17 protein-coding genes, 1 tRNA gene and 1 pseudogene are annotated in these 16551 nt (G+C 60.7%); 5 read left to right on the top strand and 14 right to left on the bottom strand.

Translation table 11 applies throughout. The features are described from left to right. Positions 1 to 120 (top strand): annotated as a pseudogene (locus KGA98_RS25500) (IS110 family transposase); the annotation flags it as partial. Between the two features lie 31 nt (positions 121 to 151). On the opposite strand, the gene KGA98_RS25495 reads toward KGA98_RS25500, so the two are convergent. The 3 genes from KGA98_RS25495 to gabD form a co-directional block, all read right to left on the bottom strand. Next, entirely contained in the window at positions 152 to 1363 is a 1212-nt protein-coding gene (locus KGA98_RS25495) for a response regulator (protein WP_223504387.1), read from the bottom strand. 135 nt (positions 1364 to 1498) lie between these two features. Continuing rightward, on the bottom strand, positions 1499 to 2776 hold the full coding sequence (gabT, locus tag KGA98_RS25490) for a 4-aminobutyrate--2-oxoglutarate transaminase (RefSeq protein ID WP_007994487.1): 1278 nt from the start codon (positions 2774 to 2776) through the stop codon (positions 1499 to 1501). 185 nt (positions 2777 to 2961) lie between these two features. Beyond that, on the bottom strand, positions 2962 to 4404 hold the full coding sequence (gene gabD, locus KGA98_RS25485) for an NADP-dependent succinate-semialdehyde dehydrogenase (protein WP_154861288.1): 1443 nt from the start codon (positions 4402 to 4404) through the stop codon (positions 2962 to 2964). 348 nt (positions 4405 to 4752) lie between these two features. Between gabD and KGA98_RS25480 the strand changes: the two genes are divergently transcribed. Then, a tRNA-Arg gene (locus tag KGA98_RS25480) sits at positions 4753 to 4829 on the top strand. Between the two features lie 71 nt (positions 4830 to 4900). Here the strand turns inward: KGA98_RS25480 and KGA98_RS25475 are convergent. The 4 genes from KGA98_RS25475 to KGA98_RS25460 all read right to left on the bottom strand — a co-directional run bounded on the left by KGA98_RS25475 (position 4901) and on the right by KGA98_RS25460 (position 6501). Beyond that, positions 4901 to 5209 carry a type II toxin-antitoxin system RelE/ParE family toxin gene (locus KGA98_RS25475; protein WP_223504385.1) on the bottom strand — a complete coding sequence of 103 codons (309 nt, stop codon included), beginning with the start codon at positions 5207 to 5209 and terminating at the stop codon, positions 4901 to 4903. Continuing rightward, positions 5206 to 5505 carry a type II toxin-antitoxin system Phd/YefM family antitoxin gene (locus tag KGA98_RS25470; protein WP_057399144.1) on the bottom strand — a complete coding sequence of 100 codons (300 nt, stop codon included), beginning with the start codon at positions 5503 to 5505 and terminating at the stop codon, positions 5206 to 5208. Before KGA98_RS25470 ends, KGA98_RS25475 begins: the two co-directional genes overlap by 4 nt. 117 nt (positions 5506 to 5622) lie before the next feature. After that, on the bottom strand, positions 5623 to 5904 hold the full coding sequence (locus tag KGA98_RS25465; RefSeq protein ID WP_223504382.1) for a hypothetical protein: 282 nt from the start codon (positions 5902 to 5904) through the stop codon (positions 5623 to 5625). A gap of 36 nt (positions 5905 to 5940) precedes the next feature. Continuing rightward, positions 5941 to 6501 (bottom strand): YbhB/YbcL family Raf kinase inhibitor-like protein, encoded by a 561-nt coding sequence (locus tag KGA98_RS25460; RefSeq protein WP_223504380.1) that lies wholly within the window; start codon positions 6499 to 6501, stop codon positions 5941 to 5943. 139 nt (positions 6502 to 6640) lie between these two features. On the opposite strand from KGA98_RS25460, the gene KGA98_RS25455 reads away from it, so the two are divergent. Then, positions 6641 to 8170 carry an FAD-dependent oxidoreductase gene (locus tag KGA98_RS25455; protein ID WP_223504378.1) on the top strand — a complete coding sequence of 510 codons (1530 nt, stop codon included), beginning with the start codon at positions 6641 to 6643 and terminating at the stop codon, positions 8168 to 8170. 72 nt (positions 8171 to 8242) lie between these two features. Here KGA98_RS25455 and KGA98_RS25450 read toward each other — a convergent pair whose 3' ends face one another. The 7 genes from KGA98_RS25450 to KGA98_RS25420 form a co-directional block, all read right to left on the bottom strand. Then, positions 8243 to 9748 (bottom strand): YdgA family protein, encoded by a 1506-nt coding sequence (locus KGA98_RS25450; RefSeq protein ID WP_223504375.1) that lies wholly within the window; start codon positions 9746 to 9748, stop codon positions 8243 to 8245. A 284-nt stretch (positions 9749 to 10032) separates the two neighbouring features. Then, positions 10033 to 10668, bottom strand: a complete 636-nt coding sequence (locus KGA98_RS25445; RefSeq protein WP_057712526.1) for a hypothetical protein — start codon at positions 10666 to 10668, stop codon at positions 10033 to 10035. Positions 10669 to 10762: 94 nt separating this feature from the next. After that, positions 10763 to 12211, bottom strand: a complete 1449-nt coding sequence (locus KGA98_RS25440) for an efflux transporter outer membrane subunit (RefSeq protein ID WP_223504372.1) — start codon at positions 12209 to 12211, stop codon at positions 10763 to 10765. Then, complete coding sequence (locus tag KGA98_RS25435) at positions 12208 to 13095, bottom strand: HlyD family secretion protein (protein WP_223504370.1); 888 nt, start codon at positions 13093 to 13095, stop codon at positions 12208 to 12210. The genes KGA98_RS25440 and KGA98_RS25435 overlap by 4 nt, the downstream gene beginning before the upstream one ends. Next, the gene (locus KGA98_RS25430; protein ID WP_007987399.1) at positions 13092 to 13301 is read right to left on the bottom strand and encodes a DUF1656 domain-containing protein; all 210 of its coding nucleotides are present in this window, start codon (positions 13299 to 13301) and stop codon (positions 13092 to 13094) included. The genes KGA98_RS25435 and KGA98_RS25430 overlap by 4 nt, the downstream gene beginning before the upstream one ends. Next, positions 13298 to 15370 (bottom strand): FUSC family protein, encoded by a 2073-nt coding sequence (locus tag KGA98_RS25425; protein WP_223504368.1) that lies wholly within the window; start codon positions 15368 to 15370, stop codon positions 13298 to 13300. The genes KGA98_RS25430 and KGA98_RS25425 overlap by 4 nt, the downstream gene beginning before the upstream one ends. Next, positions 15367 to 15795 carry a MarR family winged helix-turn-helix transcriptional regulator gene (locus KGA98_RS25420; RefSeq protein ID WP_046040691.1) on the bottom strand — a complete coding sequence of 143 codons (429 nt, stop codon included), beginning with the start codon at positions 15793 to 15795 and terminating at the stop codon, positions 15367 to 15369. The genes KGA98_RS25425 and KGA98_RS25420 overlap by 4 nt, the downstream gene beginning before the upstream one ends. Before the next feature lie 199 nt (positions 15796 to 15994). On the opposite strand from KGA98_RS25420, the gene KGA98_RS25415 reads away from it, so the two are divergent. Together KGA98_RS25415 and KGA98_RS25410 are read left to right on the top strand one after the other, a co-directional pair. Then, entirely contained in the window at positions 15995 to 16273 is a 279-nt protein-coding gene (locus KGA98_RS25415) for an antitoxin of toxin-antitoxin stability system (RefSeq protein WP_150812085.1), read from the top strand. After that, entirely contained in the window at positions 16270 to 16551 is a 282-nt protein-coding gene (locus KGA98_RS25410; RefSeq protein WP_102672451.1) for a type II toxin-antitoxin system RelE/ParE family toxin, read from the top strand. Before KGA98_RS25415 ends, KGA98_RS25410 begins: the two co-directional genes overlap by 4 nt.

Here is a 16551-nt window from a genome sequence, read left to right as displayed (position 1 = left end):
GCCAGAACTCAGGCCTTGGTCATTCTTGCCCGCAAGCTTTGCCGAGTGGCATTCGCCCTCATGAAAAACCAGAGCGAATACCAGCCGAATTTGAAGTTGCAGGGTTCCCCTGCAACATAGAATCTCCTACAGGGGGTGTGCATAAGCCTTGTTACTTGCGCAAACGCATCAACTCCGGCAGGCCGATCTTGAGCAACCTCGCCGTCCGGCTCTTCGCCAGCGCCTCGATGCCCTCATGCTCGGTCAAGCGTGCCATCTGCGCCGCCATGTTCATCACCAGCGCTTCGCGCGAGTAAACCCCGCCACCGAGCTGGTAGGCCGCCGCAATCAGCTCGCGCAACTCCAGTGGCAGGCGCCAGCGCGTGCGCAAGGCCGAACCATAGGCCGCGCCAAATTCAACCAGCGCTTCGCCCACTTCCTCCTGCTCGTCCAGTTCGCCACCGGCCTGTTTCCATTCCTGCAAACACCGCAGCAACGCCAGATCGCCGAGACGATGCAACATGCCGGCGCAATAGCAGCGCTCCTGATCCAGATCGAGCAAGCGCGCCAGGGTTCTCGCGTATTCGGCGGTGTGCAGGGACAGATCCCAGTAACGCTCGGCATAGTCGGCCAATTGCGGATCGCTGAGCCGGGCACTGCGCTTGAGCGCCAACCCGAGAATCAGGTTCATGCTCTGCCCGGTGCCCAGGCGATGCAGCGCCTGGGACAGGGTTTGCACAGCGGTGCCGTGGTGCTGGGCCGCGCTGTTGGCGGCGGCGATCAGCACAGCGGTAACCTGCGGATCGGTGCGGATTTCGTCTTCCAGCACCGTCAGGTCGAGGCCATTGGGATTGAGGCTGCGTTTGACCGCCACTTGCACGTCGGTCATCAGCGGCGCACCGTCAGCCAATTCCCGTCGACGCTCCAGAAACACCGACAACGTCATGCCCGGTGCCAGCGACGGCACTTCGCACGAGACTTCTTCGCCAGCATTCAGCAGCAGCCCCTGCAACCGATGGGTCAGGCTTTCCATATTCAGGGGTTTGGTCAGGTACGCGGCCGGCGCCAGCGGCAAGGCCTCGCGCACGCTGGCACTGTCGTTGCGACTGCTCATCAGAATGAACGGCATGGGCGGATTGCGTTTGCGCTGGCGGATGTTGCGCAGGACATTCAGGCCATCGACGCCGGGCAACTCCCGGTCGGCGATCACCAGGTCATAGGGGTTGTCAGCCAATAGCTCCAGCGCTTGCTGACCATCGGCGCACAAATCCAGCCGCGCATCGCAGCGTACGTTCAACAACACTTCCTTGAGCAAATCCCGGGACCAAGGGTCGGCCTCGGCGATCAGGACTCTTGGAACGGCGGGTAAAATGACGGTTGTCATACAGCTCTCCCTGGCAATGCGCAAACCTTAGCCAATGCTGGCCATTCGATACAGCGCTAATGGGCGGGATGTGTTTCAAGGGGCATGAAAAAACCCGCCGAAGCGGGTTTTTTGTGGATCAGGTCACACCGGGGATCAGAGCTCGGAGAAGCACTCTTCGATGATCGCCAGACCTTTGTCCAGTTGCTCGTCCGGCGAGGTCAGCGGTACCAGGACGCGCAGAACGTTGCCGTAGGTGCCGCAGGACAGCAGGATCAGACCCTTGTCACGAGCCTTGGCTACAACGGACGCCACGGCTGCGGCGTTCGGCTTGTGGCTGTCGCCGTTTTCGAACAGCTCGACCGCGATCATCGCGCCCAGGGCACGGACTTCACCGATCACCGGGTACTTGGCCTGGATGGCCTTCAGGCCGGTTACCAGACGCTCGCCAACAGCCTTGCAACGATCCAGCAGGTGTTCTTCTTCGAACACTTCCATCACGGCCAGGGCCGCGGCGCAAGCGATCGGGCTACCGGCGTAGGTGCCGCCCAGGCCGCCTGGAGCGATGGCGTCCATGTATTCGGCCTTGCCGCACACACCGGCCAGCGGGAAGCCGCCAGCGATGGATTTGGCGAAGGTAGTCAGGTCGGCAGCAACGCCCATCTGTTCCATGGCGAAGAACGTACCGGTACGGCCAGCGCCAGTCTGTACTTCGTCAGCGATCAGCAGGATGCCGTGCTGGTCGCACAGGGCACGCAGACGCTTCATGAATTCTTTCGGAGCGACGTAGAAACCACCTTCGCCCTGAACCGGCTCGATGATGATTGCGGCGATGTCTTTCGGCTCGGCGTCGTTCTTGAAGATGCGTTCGATGGAAGCGATCGAATCGTCGATGCTCACGCCGTGGAGTTCGTTCGGGTACAGCGCGCGGAAGATGCCGCCTGGCATCAGGCCCATGCCGGCCGAGTAAGGCACGACTTTACCGGTCAGGCCCAGGGTCATCATGGTGCGACCGTGGTAGGCGCCGGTGAAGGCGATCACGCCAGCACGGCCAGTGGCGGCACGGGCGATCTTGATGGAGTTTTCCACGGCTTCGGAGCCGGTGGTCACCAGCAGGGTTTTCTTGTCGAAATCACCTGGGACTTTGGCGTTGATTTTTTCGCACACTTCCACGTACGGCTCGTAGGCCAGTACCTGGAAGCAGGTGTGGGTCAGCTTGTTCAACTGCTCGGTCACGGCGGCGATGACTTTCGGGTGCACGTGGCCGGTGTTCAGTACGGCGATACCGCCGGCGAAGTCGATGAATTCACGACCTTCAACGTCGGTTACGGTCGCGTTCTTCGCGGAATCGGCGAAGATCGGGTGAATCTGGCCAACACCACGTGGAACAGCAGCGGTACGGCGGGCCATCAAAGAAGCGTTAGTCTTGCTCATACATTCCTCATTCACCGCTCATCGGGCGGCGTGGTTCAAGGATAAAGCGGTGGGGAGGTAACTAAGGCAGCATGCGATGATCGACTGCCACAGCTTTCCCGACCACAGAGAAAATTCCGGTTTGAAACGGCGCAAAGGGACAGCGCTCTCGTGCCCTTTGCGCTTGAAGCAATGCTCTTCCCGGCTTAGATGCCCAGGCAGAGGTATTTGATTTCCAGGTAATCTTCGATGCCGTACTTGGAGCCTTCACGGCCCAGGCCCGAGGCCTTGATGCCGCCGAACGGCGCGACTTCGTTGGAGATCAACCCGGTGTTGACGCCGACCATGCCGTATTCCAGGGCTTCAGCCACACGGAACACACGGCCCAGATCACGAGCATAGAAGTACGAGGCCAGACCGAACTCGGTGTCGTTGGACATCGCGATCACATCGGCTTCGTCTTTGAAGCGGAACAGCGGAGCCAATGGACCGAAGGTTTCTTCCTTGGCCACGGCAGCGTTATTCGGCACGTTGGTCAGGATGGTCGGCTCGAAGAAGTTGCCTTCCATCGACTTGCCGCCGGACAGCACGGTGGCGCCTTTGGAAACGGCGTCAGCGATGTGCTCTTGCACCTTGGCCACGGCTTTTTCGTCGATCAGCGGGCCAGTGGTAGTGCCGTCTTCCAGACCGTTGCCGATCTTGAGCTTGGCAACAGCCACTTTCAGCTTCTCGGCGAACGCGTCGTAGACCGAATCCTGAATGTACAGGCGGTTGGCGCAGACGCAGGTCTGACCGTTGTTGCGATACTTGGAAATGATCGCGCCTTCGACGGCCTTATCCAGGTCCGCGTCGTCGAACACGATGAACGGCGCGTTGCCACCCAGCTCCAGGGACACTTTCTTGATGTCCTTGGCGCATTCCGACATCAGTTGACGACCGATTTCGGTCGAACCGGTGAAGGACAGCTTGCGCACGATCGGGTTGCTGGTCAGCTCGCTGCCGATGTCGCCGGCGCTGCCGGAAACAACGCTGAACACGCCAGCCGGGATTCCGGCACGCTGGGCCAGTTCGGCCAGGGCGAATGCAGAGAACGGAGTTTGCGAAGCAGGTTTGAGCACCATGGTGCAACCGGCGGCCAGGGCTGGACCGGCTTTACGGGTGATCATCGCGGCCGGGAAGTTCCACGGGGTGATCGCAGCGGTCACGCCGATTGGCTGCTTGATCACGATCAGGCGCTTGTCTGGCTGGTGGCCCGGAATCACGTCACCGTAGATGCGCTTGGCTTCTTCGGCGAACCACTCGATAAAGGAAGCGGCGTAAACGATTTCGCCCTTGGCTTCGGCCAATGGCTTGCCTTGTTCCAGGGTCATCAGGCGAGCCAGGTCTTCCTGGTTCTCGATGATCAGCTCGTACCAGCGACGCAGCTTGGTCGCACGTTCTTTGGCGGTCAGTGCACGCCAGGCCGGCAGCGCTTTGTCAGCAGCTTCGATCGCACGGCGGGTTTCGGCAGCGCCCATTTTCGGCACGGTGCCCAGAATTTCGCCCGTTGCCGGGTTGTTGACCTTGATCGTCTGACCATTGTCCGCATCGACCCACGCGCCATCGATGAAGGCTTGCTGGCGGAACAACTGGGTGTCTTTAAGCTGCATGTCGGCTTTCCTTAACAGCACCGCAAAGAATGCGGAGCAAATTATGATTGTAGAAAGGCGCCTCGATAGGCTGCCGTCAGGGAAATCATTCACCGGGCTGAAGCACATAAATAGCGCACTGATTGAACTCGTGCGGTTCAGCACCCAGACAAGAGCGTTTGAAATCTCAAACGAATCCTAGGATCAAAGGGGGTAAAGGACAATAGCCTGTTCGAAAAAAAGAACGAAAACGACGCTTTTGCCTGTTTTTTCTGATCAACGTAGCAGGCGCGCGTTACAGCTTCAAAAAACACAGGCGATTCAGCAGCATGGACGCCTTCAACGCATATGAGTATCATGGCGCCCGCTGCACCAGTAGCTCAGCTGGATAGAGTACTGCCCTCCGAAGGCAGGGGTCGTGGGTTCGAATCCCGCCTGGTGCACCATACCTTGTAGCGAGAAAGCCTCAGGCCTTATGGGTCTGGGGCTTTTTTGTGGGTGTTTGAAAGCTTCGCGCCTAGTGATCAATGCTGTTTTTTTCAAACAGCCGGCCAATGTCTCTCGCGCTATGCAGTACGCGTTCGACCTTGATCCCATCGTCCATCAAACAGTAAAAAATCAGATATCGGCCATGGGGAAGCATTCGCGATCCCTTGGCGCAATCGTCTCTTGAAATACCCAGATTCGGTTGTTCGATCAATCGCGTGCACTGCATGCGCAGCTCGCCCACAAACGTCCGGGCCCGGTCAGGATTGTCTCGGGCGATAAAACGAGCGACTTGCAGCAGATCGTCCCGTGCCGATGCAGAGAACAGCAATTGCCTCATGGACGGTTTTGCTCTGCTTCTACCTCATCAATCAGCGCATCAAGCTCGGCAAACATTGTATCGGCAGCGACGGCCGGACGCGGATCATTGCGGCTCGCTGCAATGGCTTCACGAAGTTCGGCAGCGTGCAGCCGATCCAGCAGCTGTTGATAGGCCGCGTGCGGTAAAAGATAGGCGGCTGGGCGATTGTGGTTGAGCACGGCAACAGGCTCGGAACCAGCTTGCTCTATTACAGTGCTCGGGCTGCGCTTGAGCTCGGTGATGCTGACCGAACGGCTTGCAAGTAGCTGCTCCATGGCGGTTCCAAAGGTACGTAAAAAAGTACCTGATAGTGTGCCATTCTCTGCATGGCGGTCAACGGGTCTCCGACCGCTGCTGTCTTGGCCCACAAAAAAACCGCCGAAGCGGTTTTTTCATTCTGTTGTCCAGTCGAACTCGTCGTACTCATCGTCGTCCTCGAAAAACTCCTCTTCAAGGTCGTCGTCTTCAACAACATCCTCTTCCGGCTGATTCAGCAGAAAATCCTTGCGACTCTCGGTAATCGCTCGCCGCAGTTCTTCACCCTTTTGCGGGCAGTTGAGCATTTGGGCGATGCGGTCGATTTTTTTTGCCACGGCATCCTCCAACGCATCGGCTATAGCACTGATAGTGCGCGCTTTCGGGGGTGGATGCCAAATCCCCGGAATGCCGCGCACTTCAGTTTTCTGCAAATCCGCTGGGGCGATCAGCCTTTAGCGGTGATAGCGCCGCACCACGCTGCTGTTTTTCAGGACGTGGCCTCTGATTTTTTCCAGCAGCTGCGCGCGGGTCAGGCCGGCGGGCAAGGCGTCCGGGGGCAGGTCCAGGGCGTAGATCTGGATGATGTAGTGGTGCGCGCTGTCGCCAACGGGCGGGCAAGGGCCGACATAGCCGGTGGTTGCCTTGCTGTTGGTACCGGCGACGCCCTCGAGGCCGGGTTTGCTCCCGGCGCCGGCCGGGATCTGGTGGGTGCCGGCCTTGATGCCGTAATGCACCCACTGATCGATGCCCTGGCCCTGCTGGCCGTCAGGGTCGTGCATGACGATGGCGTAGCTTTGGGTGGCTGCCGGGCCGGCGTTCCAGTTCAATGCCGGGGAAATATTATGCCCGCCGCAGCCCGCGGAATCGCTGGCGGCGGTCGACGTGAACAGGCGGTCATCGGAGACTCCAGGAATGTTCAGGGTGAAACGTTCCTGGGCCTGCGCCGGGAACTGCACGCAAAGGGCGACTGCCAAGGCCGCAAGCCAAGGGTTCATTGAGGTCAATCGGGGCATACCGGAGCACCTTGTACGTGTTGGGCCGTCGTCGGCGTGCAAACTATAGCCGCACCGTTCACGCCGTGGCAGGGGCAATTGGCTGAACCTCGCGATAAGTACCAGACTCATAAGTGAAACGTCTGTCTGGAGAGCAATCATGACTCTGCATCGCGTTGCGCGTGTCGCCAATGTGCCCGAAGACCGGGGTCTGGAAGTGCAGGTCCAGGACAGCAAAATTCTGCTGTTGCGGGCCGGCGAACAACTGCGCGCTTATCAGGCCGAATGCCCGCATGCCGGAGCCCCGCTGGCGGACGGCGCGATATGCCACGGGCGCCTGACGTGTCCATGGCACAAGGCGCAGTTTCGGGTCGAGGATGGCGGGCTGTGCGAACCCCCAGCCCTGGACAGCCTCAAGCGCTATCCCCTTGAAGTCCGTGACGGCGACATCTGGGTCGGCGACCAGCCGATGCCGGACGCCCACGCGCCACCGGCCGACGATCCACGAACCTTCATCATTGTCGGTGCTGGCGCGGCAGGCACGGCGGCGGCGGCGTGTTTGCGCGAGAAAGGTTTCGGCGGCCGGTTACTGTTGATCGACCGCGAAGCCGATGCCGGATACGACCGCACGGCGCTAAGCAAATACGTGATCGCCGGGGAGATGCCGCTGCACGAAGTCCCGCCGCTACGCGATGAGGATTTTTACCGCGAGCAGCGGATCGAACGCCTGCGAGGCGAAGTGGCAAGCCTGGATGCGCCAAACCGGACGCTGCGACTGACTGACGGCCAATCACTGACATACGACGCCGCGTTGCTGGCCACCGGCGGCGTGCCCAACCCGCTGACGCTGCCCGGCGCCGACCTGCCGCAAGTGTTCGTCCTGCGCTCCAAAGCCCATGCGCAGCAGATTCTGGACAGCGCCAGCGCCGGCCAGCGGGTGGTGATCATCGGCGACAGCTTTATTGCCATGGAATCCGCCTCGTCCCTGCGCCAGCTTGGCCTGCACGTGACCGTACTGGCCCGCCACGAGGTGCCGCTTGCCAAACAGTTCGGCGATACGGTCGGCAAGGCCATTCGCGCACGACATGAAGCCCATGGCGTCGTGTTTCATACCAAGGGCAATGCGGTACAGATCGAAGGGACGGACAAGGTCGAAGCCGTGCGCCTGGACAACGACCAACGCTTGGCGGCCGATCTGGTGCTGGTCGGCATCGGCGTGACGCCAGCCACGGCGGCCTTTACCGGGTTACCGAAGGAGCAGGATCACTCGCTGCATGTCGATGGCGCAATGCGCGTGGCCGACGGCCTCTGGGCGGCTGGCGATATCGCAACGTTCCCGCTGAACAACCAATACCTGCGCATCGAACACTGGCGACTGGCCCAACAGCAGGCGCGGATCGCCGCGGCCAATATGCTGGGCGGTGACGAGCATTACCTCGACGTGCCGTTTTTCTGGACCTGGCATTTCGGTAAAACCTATGACTACCTCGGCCACTCCGAGGCCTGGGACGAAGTCGAGTTCAAGGGCGACCCTTACAACCCGCCGTTCATAGGCCTGTTCGGAAAAAACGGCGTGGTGTCGGCGGCGGTAGCCTGCGAGATGGACCGGGCAATGGCAATGCTCGCCGAGCGGATGAAACAACCGCTGCCATGGGAAGAGGCATGGCGCCTGATCCGTGACGTTCCCTAGAGTTGCCAGACAGCAAAACGCCCGGCGCCTGCGCGATGCAGAAGCCGGGCGTTGCGGGGTAAACGGCCGCCGTTATTCGGTGGCGCCAGCATCCGCAAACTTGCTCATCACAAAACCGGCAAACTCTTCGACGGTCATTTTCTGGCCGTTGAAGTCCACCTGATTGTTGGCGTAACGCAAGTTGGTGACGATGTTATTGCCGTCCAGTTTTGCCAGTTGGCTGCCGACCGCCATGCTGCTGAACATGTCCGCGGTGGCGGTGGCCTGATCGGCAATCAGCTTGGCGTCGGTCTGACCGTCGATTTGCGATTGCACGGTGAGCACATCGACCAGCATGGGTTTGGACACTTGCAGCTTGAAGTCCAGCAGCGCGATCAGCTGTCTGACCAACTGATCGGTCGGCAGATCGATAGCTTGTGGCTTGGTCAGGTCGAGCACCATGTTGGCGCGGCTCTCACCGTTGGCGGTGTTGAACGACAGGTTTTCCAGGGCCACTTGTGGTCCGGCCGCCAGCAGTTTTTCCAGGCTGGACTTGAGCAGCGCCTCTTCGGCTTCGGTCAGTTTCAGCTCCGGTGCCGGCAGACCGGCCGCCGTTGCTTCGGCCACCGCCCTTTCATACGGCTGCAGTTTGCTCTGGTAAATCTGCATCAACGACAGGGTCGCCGGAATGTCGAGGTTCTTCAGGCTCATGGCCAGCGAACCGGAACCAATGGTCTTGCCGTTCAGGGACACTTCGCCAACCTTGTAATCGGCACGCCCTGAGGCGTTGCTGCCCTTTTCTTCAGTCAGGTTTTTCATCTCGAATTTCTTGAAGTCCAGCACCGACTGCTTGACGCCAAAAGTCGATTTGCCGCTGGCCAGTTCAACGACGTTTTCGCCGGTGTAGAAACCGTAGGTACTTTTTGTCAGGTTGCTGGCCAGGGTCAGGCCATTGAATTCAACCTGCACCGGCGTCTGGTCTTCGGACACGGTGGTCACCTTCAGGCTGTCCATGTAGCCGTTGGCCTTGACCTTCTGCGCCTTGGCGCTGGCGTCGACGTCCATTTTCAAGCCGGAGAACTTCATGCTCGACTTGTCATCCAGTGCCATTTCCAGCGGCTGCAACTCGAAGGTGCCATTGGTAGCGTTGTCATAGCCGATATTGACCACGCCGGTCAGCGGGGACTTGTCCTTGGCGGCGGCAAACCACTTCTCGGTGAACGGGGTCTTTTCCAGCTCGTAGTGACTGGTCGCCAGGACCGGCAGCCACTTGAGCGACATCAGGCGCGAGAATGGCAACGGGCCGTGTTCGATGTGATCGACAAACAGCAACTCGACCGGCGCTTCGCCGAACATTTCGCCTTCGCCCTTGAGGCGATAGTGCGCGGTGCTGCTGAACACATGACGCTCCAGCGACACCAGCTCCAGCGACGCCGTGCCGTTGGAACCAACCATCGCCGCCTGCAGTTCCTTGTTGGCATCGGCTATCGAGGTGTTCAGCACACCTTCGATCCTGGTGCCGGTGAACCAGGCCCCGCCTGCGCTGATGGCACCGATTGCGACAACAATTCCCAGTAGCACGCCTGCTGATTTATTCATGTATGACCCGTTCAGTGTCCGTTGTTGAAAGTGAGGTCGTCTTCCCTGAACCCATGACGGGTTGCGGCTCGACTGTGCTGAAAGTGGAATGGAGATTAGCACCAGGGGCGACGAACGGCCCAATGATTAAAGGTGAAAGAGTGTCTTGGGGTTGTTCACAGGGTTGGGGATTATTTGTGCCTATGCAATCGCCTTCGCGAGCAAGCCCGCTCCCACATGAGAATGCATTCCAATGTGGGAGCGGGCTTGCTCGCGAAGGCGTAGGTACAGCCAATATCGATATCTCAGGAATACTGGACTTCAATCTCATCCAGCTGATGATCAAAGCTTTTGAGCCGCGCAGTCCAGGTGTACACCAGCACTTCGAAGTCACGGTTGATCACCGCCCCGCCCGTCACTTCCGCGCGCGGGTCGCAGACGTCCAGTTGATAGCGTTCGCGGGCCATGGCCGTGGCGACATCGGCCAGTTCGCGGGCATTGCTGAGCCAGTGCCGACCGTCGTCAGCCACCTGCCGGTCCAGCGCCAGGCACTGTTTTTTCAGGCTCTCGAGGCTTTTTTCCAGCGGCGTGCCGGTCAATTCGCCCATGACTTCCTGAAAGGTGCGCCCCGGTTGCCAGTAACTGCCCCAGAAATAGCGGTCGAACACCGTTTCGACACGACGCAACGCCACCTTGGTGTCCCAGATCAGGACCAGGGTCTTGCCCTGTTCGAGTTGTCTTTTCTTGATGCGTTGATTCTGGACCGAGGCCCAGGCCACCACCGCAATGGACATCACGGCAATCAGCGCGGCGGCACTGTCGAGGAACGCCATGGCCTTGTCGATCTGGTGGGCCAGCATGATGCCGTAGAAATAGGTGGCCGACAGCAGCACCAACGCCACGATGGCGCACCAGAAGCCGAGAGCATAAGGGTTTTTCATTATTGGTTTCCCCCTGACCTGCGCGAGCCTTGTGCGAAGAAAGGGCGCTTTTGCACCGGGCGCCCCTCCAACACTTCAAAGCATAGCAACGGCCTCAGGGTTTGCCGGAGTTCGACGCTTGCGTTCGTCCGCTTTCCCAACCGCCGCCCAAGGCGAGGAACAAATCGATCTGGCTGGCGGCAACCTGGGTGTTAGCGGCTGCCAGCTGCGCCGTGACGTCGATGTAGGTGCGGGTGGCTTGCAGGTCGGCCAGGAACGAGGCGCGGCCGGCCTGGAAGAAGCGGTGGGTCTGGTCGGCCGCCAGTTTTGCCGATTGCTCGGCATCGGCCAGTGCATCGCGGCGTTGCAGCAATGCCGTGTACTGGGCAAGACCGGTCTGGGTCTCGCGAATGGCGTTGAGCACCACCCCGTCGAAATGCGCCAGTGTCGCCTGGGTCACCGCTTCGGCTTCGCGGATGCGCGCCCGGGCGCCGTTGGTCGGCACGTTCCAGGTCAGCGACGGACCGAAGCCCCAGCGGTTGGTAGACGGGTCGCCGAGATCGTCCAGGATACCGACGGTACCGATGGTCGCGCCGATGCTGATGTTCGGGTACAGCTCGCCCGTGGCGACGCCGATACCGGCCGTCGCGGCCGCCAGTCGCCGCTCGGCCTGCCGCACATCGGGACGACGCTTGAGCAACGCAGCGCCATCGCCCACCGGTACCAGTTGCGCGATTTTTGGCAGCTCGTCGCAGGTGGCGGTGCCGGCCGGCAGTTGGTCCACCGGCTTGGCCAGCAACATCGACAAGCGGTACAGCCCGGCCTGGCGCGACGCTTCATAGCGCGGCATGTCGGCGCGCAGGGATTTGAATTGGGTCTGCGAGCGGGTGACCTGGGTTTCGTCGCCACGCCCGGCATCGCGCAGGCGCTGGATCAGCGTGGTGCTCTGGGCTTGCAGGTCGAGGGAATGCTGGGCGATTTCCCGCTCTTCATTGGCTGCACACACCTGGGTGTAGGCGCGAACCACGTCGGCCACCACGGTGATGCGTGCAGTATCGGCAGCTGCCTGTGTCGCATCGGCATTGGCCTTGGCCGCTTCGATACCGCGTTGCAAGGTGCCGAACAGGTCGAACTGGTACGACGCGCTGATGCCGATATCGCCGATGTTGGCCACCGGCACTTTTTCCGGCAGCAGGAATGCCTGGCCAGACTCCTGCAAGCGCTGGGCGCCCATCTGCACGCCGCCGCTCCAGCCGCCCGCCGCTTCGGCCTCATCAACCTGCGCACGAGACCGCGACAGGCTGGCCGCCGCCACACGCAAATCGGTGTTGGAGGCCATGGCCTGCTGCACCAACTGGTCGAGTCGCGGATCCTTGTACAGGCGCCACCAATCGGCCGGCACCGGCGCGGACACCACTGTTTTACCGTCGACCGCCAGATCGCCTTGGAAGTCTGGACGATGGACAACCGCCTCTTCGGGCAGATGATAATCCGGCCCGACCACCTGACACGCCGACAGCAGCAAACCTAATCCGGTGACCGCCAAACCCGAGGCCTTGCTCATTGCGCCGGCTCCCGTTGCTGATCGTCGATGATCGATACCGTGGCGGTGCGCCCGGCGATCATGCGGAAATCATCCGGCACGTCATCGAAGGCGATCCGCACCGGAATCCGCTGGGCCAGCCGCACCCAGCTGAAGGCCGGGTTGACGTTGGGCAGCAGGTTATTGCCGCTGGTGCGGTCGCGGTCTTCGATACCGGCGACGATGCTCTCCACATGCCCGCGCAGGCGCGCATTGTCGCCGATCACCCGGATGTCGACGCTCTGCCCGATATGAATGCCGTTCAGTTTGGTTTCTTCGAAATAGCCGTCGATGTGGAACGAGTTGCTGTCGACCACCGACAACACGGGCCGCCCGGCGCTGACGAACTCCTGGGGCCGTGGCGCGCGGTCGTTGACGTAGCCGTCCACCGGGCTGCGGATCACCGAGCGGTCGAGGTTGAGCTGTGCGCTGTCCACCGCCACCTGGGCTTCCAACAAGGCCACTTGGGCGCGGGCCACTTTCGACTGGCTTTCTTCCAGTTGCTCACCCGGCACCAGGTTACCAAGGCCTTTGTTCCGCTTGGCCTCGCGCTGGGCCTGGGCCAGGGTTTCTTCACGGTCGGCGACTGCCGCTTTCGCCTGGCGCAGGGCCAGCTTGAAGCGGTCCGGATCGATGCTGAACAGCACCTGGCCGCGCTTGACCAACTGGTTGTCGCGCACCTCCACTTGCTGGATCAGCCCGGAGACATCCGGCGCGATTTGCACGATGTCGGCACGGATGTGCCCGTCGCGGGTCCAGGGCGCGAACATGTAATACATCACCATGCGCCAGACCACGACCACGGCGAAGCTCACGATCAGCAGGGTCAACACCACGCGACCCAGGGTTAGAAACGGTTTTTTCATGTCATCAGGTATCGACTGAGTGAGTCCACGGCGCCAAGCAGCAAGGCGTAGAGGGCCACGTTGAACAATGCCCGGTGCCAGACCAGACGGTAAAAGTGCAGGCGCGTCAGCACCCCGTGCACCAACAGGTACAACACATACGTAATGCCCATCAGCACCAGCAGCGTGGGCAGGAATACCCCGCTCAGATCCAGGTCACCGATCATAAGGGCGCTCCATCAATGCCATGGGGAAGCGGTTCTTCGGGCTCGGCGGAACCGACGAATTCGACGCCGGGCAACAGTGCCAGGCGCAGGCCGCTCAGGGCGTGCAGCAGATGCCGACGGGTTTCATCATCGCCGGCACCGTTGAGGGCGCGACGCGTGCGGTCGAGGGTCATCAGCAACGGGCTCGGTGCCTGCAAGCGCTCACCGGCCTTGAGACAGGCCTTGAAGTACTCGCCAACCTCGGCCACCACCTGGCGCAGCAGCACCTGCGGCACACCAAGGACCCGCGGCGTATAAGCGAGCAGGTCCAACAGATTCAGCGCCACCCGCACTTCCCGCAGCGCCACGCCGGAGTCCTGGCCGGTCATGGCCAGGCGCGGCAGGTGCTGCATCAGCCGATCGAGCATCCGTATGCCCAGAAGCCGATGCTCAGACAACGTGGCCGGCTCGGAGAGGCCGACAATGTCACGCCAGCTGAAACGGGTCAGGCGCTTGGCTGCCAGTTCGGCACCGAACGGCCGGGCGATCAGGGTCCAGATGAACGCGAACAGCAACCCCATGGGGCCGGCCAGGTTGGAGTTGGCGAAACTGAGGAAGTCCGCGTCGTAAGCGCCCTGAATGCTGATGAAGGACGAGGTGTTGACCAGGGTCAGCAGCATGCCCAGGTAAAATTGCGGCTTGACCGTCAGGGTGCCGACACAAATGAACGGCACGGCAAACGCCAGCACCAGCATCGGAAAGTCATGCAGGTTGGGCAGCACCAGAAACAGATAAAGGCTGGCGAACACCACCGACATCGCCGTCCAGAAAAAGAACCGGTAAATCTGCGGCGCGGGGTCGTCCATCGAGGCAAAGAAACTACACGCCACCGCCGCCAGGATCACTGCGCTGCCGCCATCGGTCCAGCCGAGCAGAATCCACAGCACCGAAGCGACGATTATCGCGGTGACGGTGGAAGCAGCGGAATAAAACATCAGACCGCGATCCAGAAACGGGGACAGTCGCCCCAGCCGCCAATGCCGATACACCGCGCGCCAATTGTCCTGGCTTTCGCACTGGATGGCGTATTGCAGGCTGCGGCAGTCCTGCCACAAATCGATCCACTCGCCGAGACGGTAAATCGCGTTGGAGAACAGCAGTTGCTTGCGGTCATCCAGCGCTTCGGGAGCCGGTTGCAGGGCCTCGAGTTTATCCTTCAGTGCCTGCCAGCGGGCGAGGTCGGCATCCTTGTGCTCGAGCCACTCGGTGGTGGCCGTCAGCAATGACGCGAACTTGTCCACAAGCTCGGGGGTGCGCCGTTCCAGGGCGTAAAGCGCATCGTCGAGGGCATCGATCACTGGCAGCAGGTGAATCATCCGCCCGCGCAACTCCTTGGTGTTGCGCACCGTCTGCGGACGCGAGCCTTCGTGGGGCAACTGGCCGATCATCAACTCCAGGGAGTTGAAGGTAGCGACCATCGATGCCCGCAACGCGCTGACCTCTTCAGGCTGCACGTTACGGCTGAGGAAGCGCAGGCTGTAGGTCGATGCATCGGTAAACCATTTGCTCACCGAATCATTGAACACCGGCGCCAGGCGCCGGGGCCAGAACATGGCGCCCACTACCGCCGCCACGGCGATGCCCAGAAAGATTTCTTCGGTCCGCGCTTCGGCCACGTCCCACACCCCCAGCGGGTTGTTCACCACCGGCAGGGCGATCAGCGGCAAGGTGTAACCGGCGAGCATCAAGGCGTAGTTGTTGGCCGTGCGCAAATGCAGGGACAGAAACAGCAGCGTCCCGGTCCACAGCGCAATCACCACCACCAGCACGTAGGGGCTCTGCACGAACATCGGCACGAACAAAACCGCCGCAGCAGCGCCGATAAAGGTGCCGACCGCCCGGTACAGTGCCTTGGAACTGGTAGGACCGAGAAACGGACTGGAAACGATGTACACCGTAGCCATCGCCCAATATGGACGCGGCATTTGCATGAGCAGGGCGATGTACAGCGCGATCATCGATGCGGCGAAGGTGCGGACTCCGTAGAACCAGTCCCGCGCCGGGGGCATGCCAGAGAAAAATCCGCTCAAGAGTTGGCCACCGATGGCGGCGTGGCCGCTTCAAATGCTCTCAGTACCCGCAGCGTAGCTTCCAGATCACTCTGGTCAATGCCTTCAAGGACTTCGTGGCGCAAGCGCACCAGTTCCACTTCGACCGCCTGCACCAGCTCCCGACCGGTTTCGGTCAGGCTCAGGCATTTGGCGCGGCGGTCCTGTGCATCTTCGGTGCGGCAGACGTAGCCGCCATGGCACAACTGATCGAGCAGGCGCACCAGCGACGGGCTTTCCATCCCTGCTGCCTGGGCCACCGTCACCTGGCGCACACCCTCGCCCAGCCGCCCGATCATCAACAACGGAACGGCGCAGGCTTCGGAGATTCCATAGTTGGCGAGCGTGGTCTGGCAGATTTTGCGCCAATGCCTGGCGGCCACCACCATGGCGCTGCTGATGTTCATCTGGAGAATGGCAAGGTTATTCGGCACGAGGGAAAATACACACTGTTAGTTTGCTAACTATCAATATCGCATTGGAGGGGATTTTCCGTCAAGTTTTGAAACATATTGGCTTCCATCCGTCGCGAAGCGATATGGGGTGAACAAGCCACCGTACTTAAGATGTATATACTTTGTCAGCACGACAACCGAGAAGGCAGCCATGTCGAAACAAGCCGTTTTTACAATGAAACTTGAGTCTGAACTGCGTGAGCAGTTCATGGCAGAGGCAGAAGCCGCTCATCGCCCCGCCTCGCAAATCGTCCGGGAAATGATGCGTCAGTTTGTTCAAACCCAACGGGAGGCTCGCGAGTACGAAGCATTCCTGCAGCGTAAGGTCGACACCGCACGCGCTTCGATGCGCGCCGGCGACGGGCTGACAAATGATGAAATTGAGGCAGAGTTCGCTGCCAGGCGCAGGCGGGCCGAGCTACAGGAATGAAAATAATATGGACGAAAGAAGCAGCACAGGACCGTGCAGACATTTGGGATTACCTGCATGCCGTTAACCCAAAAGCAGCCATCGACATGGACAACCGGTTCAGCAATGCGCTATCCCGGCTTGCCAAATACCCGGAAATCGGCCCTGCCGGGATCATTTCAGGCACTCGCGAGCTGACGCCACATCAGAGTTACCGCATTGTTTATGAGCAGGGACTGGACGCCATCTGGATACTCGCCCTGGTCCATACATCCCGACAGTGGCCGCCCGGACGATGA

It is taken from the genome of Pseudomonas sp. BF-R-24 (assembly GCF_019947335.1).
GTDB lineage: Bacteria > Pseudomonadota > Gammaproteobacteria > Pseudomonadales > Pseudomonadaceae > Aquipseudomonas > Aquipseudomonas jessenii.
This window is presented reverse-complemented; position numbering and strand designations above follow the sequence as displayed.

Excerpts from the sequence above, each read along its gene's own strand:
- KGA98_RS25495 (WP_223504387.1), bottom strand. The coding sequence starts at position 1,363 with ATGACAACCGTCATTTTACCCGCCGTTCCAAGAGTCCTGATCGCCGAG.
- gabT (WP_007994487.1), bottom strand. The coding sequence starts at position 2,776 with ATGAGCAAGACTAACGCTTCTTTGATGGCCCGCCGTACCGCTGCTGTT.
- gabD (WP_154861288.1), bottom strand. The coding sequence starts at position 4,404 with ATGCAGCTTAAAGACACCCAGTTGTTCCGCCAGCAAGCCTTCATCGAT.
- KGA98_RS25475 (WP_223504385.1), bottom strand. The coding sequence starts at position 5,209 with ATGAGGCAATTGCTGTTCTCTGCATCGGCACGGGACGATCTGCTGCAA.
- KGA98_RS25470 (WP_057399144.1), bottom strand. The coding sequence starts at position 5,505 with ATGGAGCAGCTACTTGCAAGCCGTTCGGTCAGCATCACCGAGCTCAAG.
- KGA98_RS25460 (WP_223504380.1), bottom strand. The coding sequence starts at position 6,501 with ATGCCCCGATTGACCTCAATGAACCCTTGGCTTGCGGCCTTGGCAGTC.
- KGA98_RS25455 (WP_223504378.1), top strand. The coding sequence starts at position 6,641 with ATGACTCTGCATCGCGTTGCGCGTGTCGCCAATGTGCCCGAAGACCGG.
- KGA98_RS25450 (WP_223504375.1), bottom strand. The coding sequence starts at position 9,748 with ATGAATAAATCAGCAGGCGTGCTACTGGGAATTGTTGTCGCAATCGGT.
- KGA98_RS25445 (WP_057712526.1), bottom strand. The coding sequence starts at position 10,668 with ATGAAAAACCCTTATGCTCTCGGCTTCTGGTGCGCCATCGTGGCGTTG.
- KGA98_RS25440 (WP_223504372.1), bottom strand. The coding sequence starts at position 12,211 with ATGAGCAAGGCCTCGGGTTTGGCGGTCACCGGATTAGGTTTGCTGCTG.
- KGA98_RS25435 (WP_223504370.1), bottom strand. The coding sequence starts at position 13,095 with ATGAAAAAACCGTTTCTAACCCTGGGTCGCGTGGTGTTGACCCTGCTG.
- KGA98_RS25430 (WP_007987399.1), bottom strand. The coding sequence starts at position 13,301 with ATGATCGGTGACCTGGATCTGAGCGGGGTATTCCTGCCCACGCTGCTG.
- KGA98_RS25420 (WP_046040691.1), bottom strand. The coding sequence starts at position 15,795 with ATGAACATCAGCAGCGCCATGGTGGTGGCCGCCAGGCATTGGCGCAAA.
- KGA98_RS25415 (WP_150812085.1), top strand. The coding sequence starts at position 15,995 with ATGTCGAAACAAGCCGTTTTTACAATGAAACTTGAGTCTGAACTGCGT.
- KGA98_RS25410 (WP_102672451.1), top strand. The coding sequence starts at position 16,270 with ATGAAAATAATATGGACGAAAGAAGCAGCACAGGACCGTGCAGACATT.